Source organism: Clostridium sp. (assembly GCF_036646415.1).
Lineage (GTDB): Bacteria > Bacillota > Clostridia > Clostridiales > Clostridiaceae > Clostridium_J.
Map to the genome: position 1 here is coordinate 1 of NZ_JAVXMF010000041.1, position 14,606 is coordinate 14,606.

Annotated in this window: 13 protein-coding genes and 1 tRNA gene; 13 read left to right on the forward strand and 1 reads right to left on the reverse strand. The window is 30.3% G+C overall.

Annotation, left to right across the window (positions count from 1 at the left end; all coding sequences use genetic code 11):
* The 12 genes from RSD37_RS15850 to RSD37_RS15905 all read left to right on the forward strand — a co-directional run.
* Positions 1 to 273: single-stranded DNA-binding protein (locus tag RSD37_RS15850; protein WP_346947706.1), on the forward strand; the 273-nt coding region annotated here is incomplete at its 5' end.
* A 24-nt stretch (positions 274 to 297) separates the two neighbouring features.
* Complete coding sequence (rpsR, locus tag RSD37_RS15855; RefSeq protein WP_346947707.1) at positions 298 to 561, forward strand: 30S ribosomal protein S18; 264 nt, start codon at positions 298 to 300, stop codon at positions 559 to 561.
* Between the two features lie 178 nt (positions 562 to 739).
* Positions 740 to 1,057, forward strand: a complete 318-nt coding sequence (locus RSD37_RS15860; RefSeq protein ID WP_346947708.1) for a MazG-like family protein — start codon at positions 740 to 742, stop codon at positions 1,055 to 1,057.
* A 12-nt stretch (positions 1,058 to 1,069) separates the two neighbouring features.
* Positions 1,070 to 2,065, forward strand: coding sequence for a DUF2232 domain-containing protein (locus tag RSD37_RS15865; RefSeq protein ID WP_346947709.1), 996 nt, complete (start codon positions 1,070 to 1,072; stop codon positions 2,063 to 2,065).
* 3 nt (positions 2,066 to 2,068) lie between these two features.
* Positions 2,069 to 4,066, forward strand: a complete 1,998-nt coding sequence (locus RSD37_RS15870) for a DHH family phosphoesterase (RefSeq protein ID WP_346947710.1) — start codon at positions 2,069 to 2,071, stop codon at positions 4,064 to 4,066.
* A gap of 2 nt (positions 4,067 to 4,068) precedes the next feature.
* Positions 4,069 to 4,515 carry a 50S ribosomal protein L9 gene (gene rplI, locus RSD37_RS15875; protein WP_346947711.1) on the forward strand — a complete coding sequence of 149 codons (447 nt, stop codon included), beginning with the start codon at positions 4,069 to 4,071 and terminating at the stop codon, positions 4,513 to 4,515.
* 114 nt (positions 4,516 to 4,629) lie between these two features.
* Positions 4,630 to 6,468: a Lon family ATP-dependent protease gene (gene lonC / locus RSD37_RS15880; RefSeq protein ID WP_346947712.1), complete on the forward strand. Its 1,839-nt coding sequence runs from the start codon at positions 4,630 to 4,632 to the stop codon at positions 6,466 to 6,468.
* 144 nt (positions 6,469 to 6,612) lie between these two features.
* Entirely contained in the window at positions 6,613 to 7,944 is a 1,332-nt protein-coding gene (locus RSD37_RS15885) for a replicative DNA helicase (protein ID WP_346947713.1), read from the forward strand.
* A gap of 139 nt (positions 7,945 to 8,083) precedes the next feature.
* On the forward strand, positions 8,084 to 8,491 hold the full coding sequence (locus RSD37_RS15890; protein WP_346947714.1) for a TM2 domain-containing protein: 408 nt from the start codon (positions 8,084 to 8,086) through the stop codon (positions 8,489 to 8,491).
* Positions 8,492 to 8,666: 175 nt separating this feature from the next.
* The gene (locus tag RSD37_RS15895) at positions 8,667 to 9,623 is read left to right on the forward strand and encodes an HD domain-containing protein (RefSeq protein WP_346947715.1); all 957 of its coding nucleotides are present in this window, start codon (positions 8,667 to 8,669) and stop codon (positions 9,621 to 9,623) included.
* 253 nt (positions 9,624 to 9,876) lie between these two features.
* Positions 9,877 to 11,271 (forward strand): NAD(P)/FAD-dependent oxidoreductase, encoded by a 1,395-nt coding sequence (locus RSD37_RS15900; protein WP_346947716.1) that lies wholly within the window; start codon positions 9,877 to 9,879, stop codon positions 11,269 to 11,271.
* 41 nt (positions 11,272 to 11,312) lie between these two features.
* A complete protein-coding gene (locus RSD37_RS15905) occupies positions 11,313 to 12,599 on the forward strand; it encodes an adenylosuccinate synthase (RefSeq protein WP_346947717.1) in 1,287 nt (428 codons plus the stop codon).
* Between the two features lie 262 nt (positions 12,600 to 12,861).
* Here RSD37_RS15905 and RSD37_RS15910 read toward each other — a convergent pair whose 3' ends face one another.
* The gene (locus RSD37_RS15910; RefSeq protein ID WP_346947718.1) at positions 12,862 to 14,100 is read right to left on the reverse strand and encodes an NAD(P)/FAD-dependent oxidoreductase; all 1,239 of its coding nucleotides are present in this window, start codon (positions 14,098 to 14,100) and stop codon (positions 12,862 to 12,864) included.
* 373 nt (positions 14,101 to 14,473) lie between these two features.
* Here RSD37_RS15910 and RSD37_RS15915 point away from each other — a divergent pair.
* Positions 14,474 to 14,548: transfer RNA gene (locus tag RSD37_RS15915), tRNA-Glu, on the forward strand.
* The last annotated feature ends 58 nt before the right edge of the window (positions 14,549 to 14,606 follow it).

A 14,606-nucleotide genomic window follows, 5' to 3' on the forward strand; every position in this document is an offset into this window, starting at 1 on the left:
CAAGCTGAAAGTACTGCTAACTATATGAGTAAAGGTAAACTTTTAAGTGTAGCTGGTAGAATTGAAACTCGTTCTTATGAAGCTAAAGACGGTGGAAGAAGATATGTTACTGAAGTAGTAGCTGATGAAGTAAGTTTCCTTGAATGGGGCGGCAATAAAACATCAGGAATGAATACAAGTGCTAATTCTCACAATGATTCATCAATACCATCAGATTATTTTGGTGGAGGAGATATGACTCCAATTGATGATGGTGAGGATATGCCATTTTAATAATTAGGTAAGGAGGTAAGTGCAATGGCTTATGATAGAAATGATAAAAGTGATAAAAGAAGAGGCGGAAACAGAAAAAGAACTAAGAGAAAAGTATGTTCTTTCTGCATGGATAAAGCTACCGCTATAGATTATAAAGATATCAATAAATTAAGAAAGTACGTTACAGAAAAAGGTAAAATATTACCAAGAAGAATTTCTGGAAACTGTGCTAAGCATCAAAGAATGTTAACAGTAGCTATTAAAAGAGCTAGAAACATAGCATTATTACCATTCACAACTGAATAGTAATAGCTAAGTAAGTTAATAAAACATAAAATTGATACAAAACTAGTGAATGGATAAGATTCACTAGTTTTTTTTATTATTATACTGTGAAATAAAGGCAAATATGTCTACAATGATGTTGCATAAATATTAAAAAAAAATTACAATATACTTATAGCCTAAGGAAGGAATGATTCTTATGAGAAGAGAAGAATTTAATATCATGTCTAATATAAAAGTAATAGAAGGATTAAAGGCAGAGTTAGTTTGTATTATTGGAGATTTCTTTAAATTATTAAGTAGAGGAAGTAATGTAGCACAAGATGCACTTTTAGATTGTATATCAGGGGCAATAATAATATTATATATTTTAGCAGAAAAGTTAGGATATTCTCATTTAGCCATTGATGAAACTATGAAAAAGAAGTTAAAAGTTGGAATAGTAGAAGGTGATAGTCTTGAAAAAAATGGTAAGGAATTATCTAAACTTTACGACCATTTAAGGGAAAGAAGTTAATAGGAGGATATTATGGAACAAAAGATTAATACCAGAGGTATAATTGAATCTGCATTAATGGCAGGTATTATAACCATAATTTTAATGGCGACATTATACCTACCACTAATGTACATAGTTGGAGTGGTTATATTACCTATACCTGTAGCTGTTTTGTATTATAGACATGAGTTTAAATATGTTGCAGGATGTATAGTAGTCAGTATTGCAATAACAAGTATGTTCAGTAATCCCATTATAGCAATTAGTTCATCAATATCTTATTCCCTAGTTGGTGGTACTATAGGATATTGTATAAAGAATAAGAAGAAACCATATAAAACTTTAATACTAGTGATATTAGCAAGTATAATATCATTTATAGGAGAAGCTTGGCTTGTAGCCAGACTAATCAATAATACTAATTTATTTGGATTTATAAGAGAACAATTAGTGATGTATTCAGAAACTATGAATGCAGCTATGGAATCAGCAAAAAGTTTTTACAGTAGTATGGGAATGAGTGCTACGCAACTACAAATGCTAGATCAAGCAGCTAGTATATTCACAGTAGAAGCTTTTATAATATATTTACCAGCTGTGATTTTATTATATGGATTTCTAGTATCTTATATATGCTTTGGTATTACACGTAAAATACTCATAAAGTTGAGGTACAAGGATATTGAAACATTAAATTTTTCAGAGTTCTATGTATCAAATTTATTAGGTGCTGCATTGATTTCAATTATAAGTATAGGCATAATAGTTAATAGTAGGGGCGTAGAGTGGGCATTACTATTGTATAATGCAACAATGTTAGTAACTATGGTACTAATGGCCATAAATGGCGTGGCTGTTACAAACTATTTCTTAACAAAAAAGATGAATATGAATAAATCTCCTAGAACGTTTATGATAGTTATAATATTTATATTAGGATCTTATATTATTTTTAGTATTATTGGCTTTGTAGAAATGATATTAGATTTTAGAAAATTAGACCCTCATAGGCTTAGAAAGGCGTAGTGTATGAATAAAGGTAAATTTAAAGAGGATATATGTTATTTTATAAAAAGTAAGATATGTATATTTTTAATAATCATATTAGTTATGATATTATTTATAATGCATAAATTTCTTGGAATGAGTATAGTTCTTCTAATATATACCCTTTTATTACTATATACAATTTTTTCAAGTAGTGATGAAAGTAATGATTTTAATAATTACGTTGGGGATATAACATCCAAGATAGACTTAGTAAATACAATAACATTTTCTAATGTTCCATTTCCTATAATGTTTTTATCAGAGGATGGTTCAATAATTTGGTGCAATAGCAGTTTATTATGTAATATAGATGATAATTATATAATAGGTAAGCATATTAAAGATGTAATAAAAGAAATAAATTTAAAGTTAATTTTAGAAGGAAAGAAATTAGAATATAAAAATGTAGTTTGGGAAAATAGACATTATGACATTTATATTAATATAGTTGATGGTAACTTAATAGATGAAATTGATAAGGTTATAATAGTTTATCTTTATGATATTACTAACAATGTTAATTTAATAAAAGAAATTAGTGAGACTAAAGAAAGTGTAATGTTAATAGAAGTAGATAATTTAGATGATGTTATAAAAACTACAGAGGAAGGATCAAGACCTCAACTTATAGCAGATATAGATAGAACTATAAATAGTTATGCAAATAATTTAGATGCTCTAATAAGAAAATATTCTTCGAATAAGTATGTTCTGACTACAAAGGATAAAAATATAGAAGGTGAAATGAGTAAAAAATTTGATATCTTAGATACAATTAGAGAAGTAAGTAGTGGAAATAAACTTACAGTGACTTTAAGTATAGGAGTTGGAAGAGGGGGAGATACCTCAGCCCAAAATCATGAATTTGCAACAATAGCTAAAGATTTATCACTTGGAAGAGGCGGAGATCAATGTGTTGTAAAAAGTTTTGAAAAGGTATCCTTTTATGGTGGAAAGACTAAAGAAGTAGAGAAGAGAACAAAGGTTAGAGCTAGAGTTATTGGGCACGCGCTCCTTGATCTTATAAATGAAAGTAGTAATATATTTATTATGGGTCATTATAACCCTGATATGGATTGCTTAGGAGCTTCAATAGGTATGTATAGTACAATAAACTCTCTAAACAAAAGGTGCCATATAATACTTGATGAGCCACATGATGCAGTAGAATATATGTTGGAAAAACTTAATGGGAATGAAGAATATAAGGATGTATTTATAAATACTCATGCTGTTAAGGGAATAAAAGATGATAAAAGTTTATTGATATTGGTTGATGTTCATAATGAAAGTTACGTGCTTTCCATGGAGGTTGTAAACCTGTTTAGTAGAACAGTGATTATTGACCATCACAGAAAGACTAAGGATTTTATTCAAGGAACATTACTCAGTTATGTAGAGACCTATGCATCATCAACGTCAGAGCTAATAACAGAGTTAATTCAATATATGGTGGATAAGCCAAAATTAAAAGAAATAGAGGCGGTAGCATTACTTGCAGGAATATGCCTGGATACTAAGAACTTTTGTTTCAAAACAGGAGTAAGAACCTTTGAGGCAGCTGCATTTTTAAGAAGATTAGGTGCAGACACTGTGGATGTTAAAAGGATTTTTAGTGAAGCATTAGATATATATATAACCAGATCTGATATAATAAGAACGTCAAAGGTTAAAAATGGCATAGCAATAGCCAAATGCCCACCAGATATATCAAATTCTGTGTTATCTGCTCAAGCGGCGGATGAACTGCTAAATATTACAGGTATTCAAGCATCCTTTGTTCTTGTTAAAATGGAAGAGGACACTTATATAAGTGGAAGATCCTTAGGTGATATAAATGTTCAAGTAATACTTGAATATTTAGGTGGTGGAGGACATTTAACAATGGCTGGTGCTAGAATTAAACAAACTACACAAAACCAAGCAGAAGAATTATTAAATGATGCTATAGAAAAATACTTAAGGAAGGGTGAATAATAATGAAAGTTATTTTATTACAAGATGTAAAATCAGTTGGGAAAAAGGGGGACGTTGTTAATGCCTCTGATGGATATGCAAGAAACTTTTTATTTCCAAAGAAATTAGCTCAAGAAGCTAATGATGTTAATATGCATATTTTAAATAAAAAAAATGAAGCTGATAGAAAGAAAAAGACAGCTGAGATAGAAGCAGCACAAAAAGTTGCTAGCGAATTAAAGGATAAAGAAGTTATCATATATGCTAAATCAGGAGATAATGGTAGATTATTTGGAGCAATAACAACAAAGGATATTTCTCAGGAAATTGAAAAACAACTAAAGGTAACAATAGATAAAAAGAAAATTGTAGCAAATACAATTAAGACTATGGGAATATATGATGTAGAGTTAAAATTATATCCAGAAATATCAACTAAGGTAAAGGTTATTATAAAGGAACAACAATAGAGTCTAAAACTGAGGGGAGGAAAGCATAGAAGAAATATATGATTTCTTCTATGCTAATACATTTTGAATATAAATTCATTAGATAAATCTAACAATTTAAATCTTGAAGAAAATATGTCATTAGAAGTGGAAATAGAGGTTTTACATGATGTTATGTATAAACTTTTAGATGAAGGGACTATAAGAGGAAGAGCAGTTAAATTTAAAGTTCAGAAACACTTAAGTGGCAAAGACTATTATAAAAAACTATATGCAATTAATAAAATAGTTACTAATGGAAAAGGTATAGCTATACCACCAAATGAAAGCAATATTCAAGAATCATTGCAAGCTACTAGCTTAGAAGTAAGTGAACTTTTAGCTAAAAGATATATACAAAATAAGATAGATTCAGAAGTTGAAAAACACATTATAGAAAAACAGGACAAGTATGTAGATGAGATAAGACTTGGTATTATCAAAAAACAAAGAGGGTCTGAAAACAGCAAGACTTTAAAGAAATACGAAGATCTTGAATCATTAGACTCAAAACATTTAACTCAAAACATTATGAGTATGTTAAGACCTGAAAGTTTTTCAGAAATAATAGGACAAGAAAGAGCAATTAAGTCTTTAATATCAAAAATGTCATCACCTTATCCTCAACATATTATTTTGTATGGACCTCCAGGGGTTGGAAAAACAACAGCTGCAAGAATTGCACTTGAGGAAGTAAAGAAACTAAAGCATACTCCATATGAGGTAGATGCAAAGTTTGTAGAGGTAGATGGGACAACTTTAAGATGGGACCCAAGAGAAATATCAAATCCATTATTGGGGTCAGTTCATGATCCTATATACCAAGGATCTAAGAGAGACTTGGCAGAGAGTGGTACTCCAGAGCCAAAGACAGGGTTAGTTACACAGGCCCATGGGGGAGTATTATTTATAGATGAAATTGGAGAGTTAGATTATACACTTCAAAATAAACTGTTAAAGGTACTAGAAGATAAAAGAGTAGAGTTTTCATCATCTTATTATGATCCAGATGATGAAAATACGCCTAAATATATAAAATATTTATTTGATAAGGGTGCACCAGCAGATTTTGTACTTATTGGTGCTACAACTAGAGAGCCGGGTGAAATAAACCCTGCCTTAAGATCAAGATGTACTGAAGTATATTTTGAGCCATTATCAGCTAAAGATATAGAGCATGTTGTATTAAATGCTAGTAAAAAGTTAAATATAATATTAGAGGATGGATTGGCAAGAGAGATAAGCCGGTATACTATAGAAGGTAGAAAAGCTATAAATATTCTTGCTGACGTATATGGATATGTACTATTAAATAGAGAGACTACAGAAGATGTAGTTATAACTATAAATGATTTTAATCAAGTAGTTTCAAATAATAGATTAAGAGCTTATGAGGATGTTACTGATTTGGATGCTAAACAAGTAGGTCAAATATTTGGACTTGGAGTGTCTGGGTTCTTAGGGTCAACTATTGAAATTGAATGTGCAGTGTTTGAAGCTAAAGAAAAAGGTAAGGGTAACATTAGATTTAATGATACAGCTGGTTCTATGGCTAAAGATTCCGTATTTAATGCAGCTTCTGTTATAAGAAAGATTACTGATAAGGAAATTAGAGATTATGATATTCATGTAAATGTTATTGGTGGAGGGAAGATTGATGGCCCATCTGCAGGAGCGGCAATAACAGCTTGTATTATAAGTGCACTTTTAGAGAAACCTCTAAGACAAGACATTGCAGTGACTGGAGAGATATCAATAAGAGGCAAAATAAAGCCCGTAGGTGGAGTATTCGAGAAGATATACGGAGCTAGGAGAAAAGGTATAAGACAGGTATTAATACCGATAGATAACTTAAAAGATGTACCTAGTGATATTGAGAATGTAAAAGTTACAGCAGTATCAACAATAGAAGAGTTACTAGAAATAGTATTTTAGAATTTAGTTATTAAAACCCTGTGACGTTATATTACAGGGTTTTGATTTTTGAGTGATATTCTAAATCTTTGATTTAGCAAATAGAACTTACTCATTGGAATGAATATGAGTAAGAGTTTAATTTTAATATAAAGAGGTGATAATATGAGTGAATCACTTAGAACTATGCCACAAAATATAGATGCAGAACAATCAGTAATTGGATCTATGTTAATAGATAAGACTGCAATTGCACAGGCAGCAGAGGTACTTCAAGCAGAGGATTTTTACAAAGATTCTCATAAGACTATTTTTAAGGCTATAAGGGAATTGTATAATAAAGATATACCAATAGACATGATAACACTAGTAGACTATTTAAAGTCTAATGATATGCTTGATAAAGTAGGTGGAATAACATATATAACAGAAATAAGTATGTCTGTACCATCCACAGCCAATCTATCTTCATACATAAATATAGTTGAGGATAAGTCAACCCTTAGGAGACTAATAAGAAGCTCAACTGAAATAATAGAAAATAGTTATAATAAACAAGATAATGTTGAGTCAGTTATAGATTTAGCGGAAAAGAAAATATTTAATATATCAGAAAAAAGAAGTAGTAGTGATTTTGAGTCCATGAGTGCAGTTCTTGAAAGAGGATTTTTAGAAATAGAAAAAATCTTCAACAATAAAGGTCAAGTTAATGGAGTAGCTAGTGGATTTAAAGACTTAGATACTAAGACATCTGGATTTCAGAGTGGTGACATGATACTTATAGCGGCAAGACCATCTATGGGAAAGACGACCTTTTGTCTTAATATAGCTCAAAATGCAGCTATAAGAGGAGGAAAAAAAGTAGCAATATTTTCTCTAGAGATGAGTAAGGAGCAACTAGCATATAAGTTGCTTTGTGCAGAAGCTAATGTTGATATGGTTAGGCTTAGAAATGGAGATCTAGATGATAGAGATTGGGAGAATATTGCAAGGGCTTCAGGTCCACTTGCATCATCTGGAATATATATAGATGATACTGCTGGTATTTCTATAATGGAAATGAGATCTAAGTGTAGAAGGCTTAAAATAGAGCATGGAATAGACCTAATTATCATAGACTATCTTCAATTAATGTCAGGAAATAGTCCTGATAATAGACAACAAGAGGTATCTGAAATATCAAGAAGTATAAAGGCTTTAGCAAAGGAAATGAAGTGTCCGGTTATTGCACTATCTCAATTATCACGTGCACCGGAGCAAAGAGCAGATCATAGACCTATGTTATCTGATCTTAGAGAATCTGGATCTATAGAGCAGGATGCAGATATAGTTATGTTTCTATATAGAGAATATTACTATAGTAAAGAAAAGGAAGATGAAAATGTAGCTGAATGTATACTGGCTAAGCACAGAAATGGTGAAGTTGGAACAGTAAATCTAGCTTGGATAGGTAAGTATAGTAAATTTGGTAATCTAGACTTAGTACATCAAGACTAACATAAGAAATTTATTTATTGAAAATTTATACTTATAAGGAATGTAATTAAGTAATAACAAATAATATTTAATGCATATACTACATACTCATTACATAAAGATATATTAATTATACTTTAGCGTGAGGTGAATAGTACTTATGAAGGATGAAGAAAGAAATAGTGAAGATTTATTATGTGAAGAAAAAGAGGTATGTATTAATAATGAAGTATATCTAGATGAAAGCTATGAACAAAACATAGAAAATAATTATGATAAAAATGCAGGTAAGGATGAATTTTTAGATGATAACAACTTTATATCAAAAGATATAGATGAAGAAATCTATAGTGTAAAAAGTTGGAGTGCAACACTTGTGCTTTGTATTCTATTAGGGTTTATTGGATTCCATAGATTTTATGTTGGAAAAGCTGGCACTGCAATATTAATGTTATTTACTCTTGGAGGATTTGGAATATGGATTTTAGTAGATGTAGTAACTATAATAATAAATAACTTTACTGATGAGGATGGAAAAATAATTAAAAGAAAATGCTGTGTTGGGTAACATTAAAAAAGATGTGGTAAAACATATCTTTTTTTAAATGTTATTGTATATTTGTATTAAATTTGATAATATTCATATAAAGTGTAGATTTATTCTAAAATGTATTTCAAAAGGTTAAGATAAGGCTATTTAATTTATAGTTAAATAGCATAAAAGTGTATAGAGGAGATAACTTATGGAAGATAAAAAGATTTGTGAATTTAGCAAAGGAGAGAAAATTGAAAGTTTCTTTCTGGTAAAAAGTGTAGAGTGTAAAATTACGAATAATAGTACTACAAATAAATATTTGGATTTTATGTTTATAGATTCAACGGGAGAGATAAATGCAAAGTTGTGGGAATGTCATAACAATGTTGAAAATATAATTAAAGATAATATACTTGTGAAAGTTAGAGCTGTAGTGAATGAATATAGAGGAAAGCTTCAGTTAAAAATAGAGAAAATTAGAGTTGCAACAGAAGATGATAATGTAAATCTTGATGAATTTATAATGTGTGCTCCATATAGATCTGATGATATGTTTGAGATAATTATAGATTTTATAGAGAAAATAGAAAGTCCTGACATTAAAAATATAACTGAAGATATAATTAGTAAGTTTAGTAATAAACTAATGCATTACCCAGCGGCAAAATCAAATCATCATGCAATAAAGGGTGGACTTTTATATCATGTAACAACTATGCTTAGAGCGGCAGAGAAACTTTTAGAAATATATACTTATTTAAATAAGGATTTATTATATGCAGGTATTATTCTTCATGATATAGCTAAGATTGAAGAAATGGAATCTAGTGAACTTGGAATAGTATCTAAATATAGCACTGAGGGCCAACTTCTAGGTCATATAATACAAGGAATTAGTTTGATTGAGAATGCAGGGGTAAAGACAGGAGCAGATAAAGAAGTTGTTATGTTACTTCAGCATATGATATTAACTCACCATTATGAACCGGAGTATGGTAGTCCTAAAAAGCCTATGATACCAGAGGCTGAAATGCTTCACCATCTAGATGTTTTAGATGCAAGAATGTATGATATGCAAAAGGCAACTAAAGATCTAAAGCCAGGTGAATTTTCAGAAAAAATATTTAGCTTAAATGGAATAAATATTTATAAATCTTTAGTATAACTACTAATAATATAATAAAAAATAGTATAAACCTAGGTTTATACTATTTTTTTATAATTACATATATTAATTCATAAAAAATATTAAACTTAAAATCTACATATATTTAGAATAATTTAAGATAATACAGGGGAAATTAAGATTTTAAATGTGATAATTATAACGAAGTATATATTGGAAGTTGAATAAATTATTCGTATTTTTGTTGAAAATCACAGTTCACTTTGTTAATATATTTATGGGGTGATTAAACATGTATAAAAATTATGATGTTATTATTGTTGGAGCCGGAGCTAGTGGTATTTTCACTGCTTATGAACTATCAGTTTTAAAATCAAAAGCAAGGGTATTAATAATTGAAAAAGGTAATAAACTTGAAAAAAGAACTTGCCCAATAGATGGAAAGAAAATAAAGGCTTGTATCCATTGTAAGTATTGCAATATAATGAATGGTTATGGTGGAGCTGGAAGTCTTTCTGATGGAAAGTACAATATAACTAATAACTTCGGAGGAGACTTATACAAGTACGTAGGCAAGCAAGAAGCATTAGATCTTATGTACTATGTAGATAAGGTTCTTTGTGATAATGGTGGAAGAGATGCAAAACTTTATTCCACGGCAGAAAGTACAATAAAAACAGAAGCGCTTAAGCATGATTTACATCTATTAGATGCAAAGGTTAGACATCTTGGAACTGATAGAAACTTAAAAATTCTAGCTAATATGTATGATTATTTAAAAGATAAAGTTGATATGGAATTCAATACTGAGGTTTTAGATATTGAAAAACAAGGAGAAGAATTCATATTAAAAACCGATAAAGGCGAATATAAGTGTAATGACCTAGTAGTTGCTAGTGGAAGATCAGGATCTAAATGGATATCGAATGTTTGTAATAAACTGGGTATAGAAAGTAAGAGTAATAGAGTTGATATAGGGGTTAGAGTAGAGCTTCCAGCTGCAGTTTTTGAACATATAACTGATAAAGTGTACGAAAGTAAGATTGTATATAGAACAAAGAAATATGGTGATTTAGTTAGGACATTCTGCATGAATCCTCATGGAGAAGTAGTAAGTGAAAATACAAATGGAATAGTTACTGTAAATGGACATAGTTATTCTAATCCAGAACTACATACAGAAAATACAAACTTTGCATTACTGGTAACAAATAACTTTACTGAGCCATTTAAAAATAGCAATGAGTATGGAGAATCCATAGCAAAACTTAGCAATATGTTAGGTGGTGGAGTTTTAGTTCAAAGATTTGGTGATTTAGTGCAAGGAAGAAGAACTAATGATCATAGAATGGATAAGAGTTTTACAGTACCAACTTTAAAAGCAACTCCAGGTGATTTAAGTTTGGTTATACCAAAACGCCAATTAGATGCTATAATAGAAATGATATATGCTTTAGATAATATAGCACCAGGAACAGCGAATGCAGATACATTATTATATGGTGTAGAAGTTAAATTCTACAATTCAAATATAGAAGTAGATAATAACCTAGAGACTAAAGTGAAAAATCTTTATGTATTAGGTGATGGATCTGGAGTTACACATTCATTATCACAAGCATCTGCTAGTGGAGTTTATGTTGCTAGAATTTTAGATGAAAAACATAATCAACTAAATTTAATATAGTAAATTTTACTTATGAAAAGTAAAAGAAAGTGAGGAAAAATATGTCATCATTTATAGTGTTAGGAGCTCAATGGGGAGACGAAGGAAAGGGGAAGATGACTGACTATCTTGCAGAAAGTGCAGATGTAGTTGTTAGATTCCAAGGTGGAAATAATGCAGGTCACACTGTAGAAGTTGGAGATAAGCAATATAAACTACATTTAATTCCATCAGGAATACTTTATAATAATAAACTAAATATAATAGGTAATGGAGTTGTTGTTGATCCAGAAGCTTTATTTAAGGAAATGGATTATTTAAATAATCTAGGTGAAGATATAACTCCAGAAAGATTACTTGTAAGTGATAGAGCTCAGGTTATAATGCCATATCATAGAATATTAGACGAACTTAAAGAAGCAGCTAGAGGTAAAAATGATATCGGAACCACTAAAAAAGGTATAGGTCCTTGTTATACTGATAAGGTTGAGAGATGTGGAATAAGAGTTTGTGACATTATTAAACCAGAAGTTTTAAAAGAAAAATTGCAAGAGTACTTACCAGGAAAGAATGATCTAATAGTTAAAGTTTATGGTGGAGAAGCTTTAAAATTTGAAGAAGTTTATGAAGCATATTTAGCTTATGGTGAAAGATTAAAACCATACGTAGCTGATGCTTCAGTTAAAGTTTATGATAGCATAAAAGCTAATAAAAATGTATTATTTGAAGGTGCACAAGGTACACTTCTTGATATAGACTTTGGATCATATCCTTATGTAACATCTTCTAATACTGTAGCAGGTGGTGTATGTACAGGAGCTGGTATAGGGCCAACAATGATAGACAGTGCTGTAGGAATCGTTAAAGGATATACTACAAGAGTTGGAAAAGGACCATTCCCAACAGAACTTGAAGATGAAGTTGGAGATTGGATAAGAGAAAAAGGGTTCGAATATGGAACAACTACAGGAAGAAGCAGAAGATGTGGTTGGCTTGACCTTGTTATACTAAAAAGTGCAGCTAGAGTTTCAGGATTAACAAGCTTTGGTATAACTAAAATAGATACTTTAGCAGGTCTTGAAAAATTAAAGGTTTGTGTAGGATATAAGTTAGATGGAAAAGTTATAGATTACTTCCCAGCAAGTCTTGAGGATTTAGCTAAATGTGAACCAGTATATGAAGAGATGGATGGATGGGATTCAAGCATAAATGATGCTAGAACTTATGAAGAACTTCCAGAAAATGCAAAAGTATACTTAAAGAAAATAGAAGATTTCACTGGAGTTAAGATATCTATAGTTTCAGTTGGCCCAAGAAGAGATCAAACAATGAGAGTCTGCGAACTATAAGTGACACCCCAAATCTTTGATTTGGTCGGTGGAACTTATTCATTCGAACGTATGTGAGAAGGAATGTCCCCTCGAGCAAAGCGAGAAAGTAAATCTTTGATTTGGTCGGTGGAACTTACTTATTTTAACGAATGTGAGAATGAGTATATCAAAATAAAATGCTACTAAGGATTATATTATCCTTAGTAGCATTTTTACATTATCTTATAGATAAAAGTTGTATAATATAAGAACTTTTAGAGTAATGGTATGTGAATACTGCTTATTTCTTCAAGGATTGGTATATAGATGATGTAACAGCACTTGAGGAACTCCAACACCACTGAAGATTAAAGCCCCCACAATCGCCATCTACGTCAAGAATTTCACCTGCAAAGTATAACCCAGGAATTAAAGTTGATTCTAGGGTTAAGTTGTTTACATCATTAGTATCTACACCACCCAATGTAACTTGTGCATTCTCAAAAGAATTGGTATCGGTAACTTTAAAAGTCCAATTAGATAAAAGTTTATACAATTTATATCTATGTTCATATTCAACACTATAGGTTGGCATATGAATATCTATAATTCCAACCTCTTTTAGTATCACAGGAATAAGTTTTTTATTGATAATACCTATTAAATTATCAGAAATACTTCTATGGGAGAATACTCCAAAATGATTTTCAAAAAAATTCAAGATATCATCATAGCTTAAATTCATTAAATTCACATGTAAGTATACAGAATCCTTATTTAAAACCCCTCTAGAAGCTATTCTACTAAGTTGTAATACTGGTGGACCAGATATGCCATAGTCAGTAAATAAAATCTCTCCAAATTCACGTCTGCGAGTTTCATCGTTTATGGATATACTACAAAAACTTTGAAACTTTACACCGGAAATAGCTTTAAGTTTATCATGATTTAGCTTTAACTGTACAATTCCAGGGGTAGTTGGTATTATTTTATGACCAAAGTTTTTTGCTAGCTTATAACCAGATCCATCAGATCCACTTTTGGTGTAACTTTTTCCACCCGTACAAAGAAGTACTTTTTTACAAGTATAGGTATTTGAATCAGTAATAATATTAAACATATTATTTTTATCCTTAATTATATTTAAAACTTTACTATTCATATAAGTAGGAATATTTCTCTCGGATAAGTTCATTCTAAGAATATCTACTACAGATGAAGCTTGTAAAGAGATTGGGTAAATCTTTTTAGAATCTAAGGTACAAGTATAGATACCAATAGATTTAAAAAAATCTAAGGCATCATCTAAATTAAATTTAGTGATAATATCTTTAAAGAAGTTATTATTATCACTATGAAATCTATCTAAGGTTAAATTTTCATTAGTTAAATTACAACGTCCGTTACCTGTAGTTAGTAGTTTTTTACCTAATCGATCACTACCGTCTATTATAGACACATCTATACCTAAGTCCTTAGCTTTTATTGCAGACGCCATACCACAAGAACCACCGCCAATGATAATTAAATCATGATACAAAATAAATCACCTCATGCTATTAATATATTTTTAATTTTAGTCATACATTTGTATACTAAATCATAGTTAAATTTAAATATAAGATTATACCCTGAATGTTGATTTGAATGTAACTTGTTCATTCAAGAATACATAATATATGTGAAATTATAATACAAATTTAAATTATGATATAGAATTTGTATTAAATTATAATATCATTAATAAATACCTAAGTCTATTAGTGATAAAAAGGAATATAAAAAAATAAAAATAAATTTTATAAAAGTTGTTGACAAAGGTTTAAAAATTTTGTATTATAGTAAATGTCGGATGGCCCGGTAGTAAAAAAACAAGGGAACGACAAAGTGGTAACAAAAGTAAAATGACATATGGCTCCTTGGTCAAGCGGTCAAGACACCACCCTTTCACGGTGGTAACAGGGGTTCGATTCCCCTAGGAGTCACCATATACGGTCGCATAGCTCAGCTGGGAGAGCATCTGCCTTACAAGCAGAGGGTCACAGG

Bases quoted from the DNA above. Each gene is read 5' to 3' on its own strand.
- RSD37_RS15870 (WP_346947710.1), top strand. From the start codon at position 2,069: ATGAATAAAGGTAAATTTAAAGAGGATATATGTTATTTTATAAAAAGT.
- RSD37_RS15895 (WP_346947715.1), top strand. From the start codon at position 8,667: ATGGAAGATAAAAAGATTTGTGAATTTAGCAAAGGAGAGAAAATTGAA.
- RSD37_RS15885 (WP_346947713.1), top strand. From the start codon at position 6,613: ATGAGTGAATCACTTAGAACTATGCCACAAAATATAGATGCAGAACAA.
- RSD37_RS15890 (WP_346947714.1), top strand. From the start codon at position 8,084: ATGAAGGATGAAGAAAGAAATAGTGAAGATTTATTATGTGAAGAAAAA.
- RSD37_RS15900 (WP_346947716.1), top strand. From the start codon at position 9,877: ATGTATAAAAATTATGATGTTATTATTGTTGGAGCCGGAGCTAGTGGT.
- RSD37_RS15905 (WP_346947717.1), top strand. From the start codon at position 11,313: ATGTCATCATTTATAGTGTTAGGAGCTCAATGGGGAGACGAAGGAAAG.
- rpsR (WP_346947707.1), top strand. From the start codon at position 298: ATGGCTTATGATAGAAATGATAAAAGTGATAAAAGAAGAGGCGGAAAC.
- rplI (WP_346947711.1), top strand. From the start codon at position 4,069: ATGAAAGTTATTTTATTACAAGATGTAAAATCAGTTGGGAAAAAGGGG.
- RSD37_RS15860 (WP_346947708.1), top strand. From the start codon at position 740: ATGAGAAGAGAAGAATTTAATATCATGTCTAATATAAAAGTAATAGAA.
- RSD37_RS15865 (WP_346947709.1), top strand. From the start codon at position 1,070: ATGGAACAAAAGATTAATACCAGAGGTATAATTGAATCTGCATTAATG.
- lonC (WP_346947712.1), top strand. From the start codon at position 4,630: ATGTCATTAGAAGTGGAAATAGAGGTTTTACATGATGTTATGTATAAA.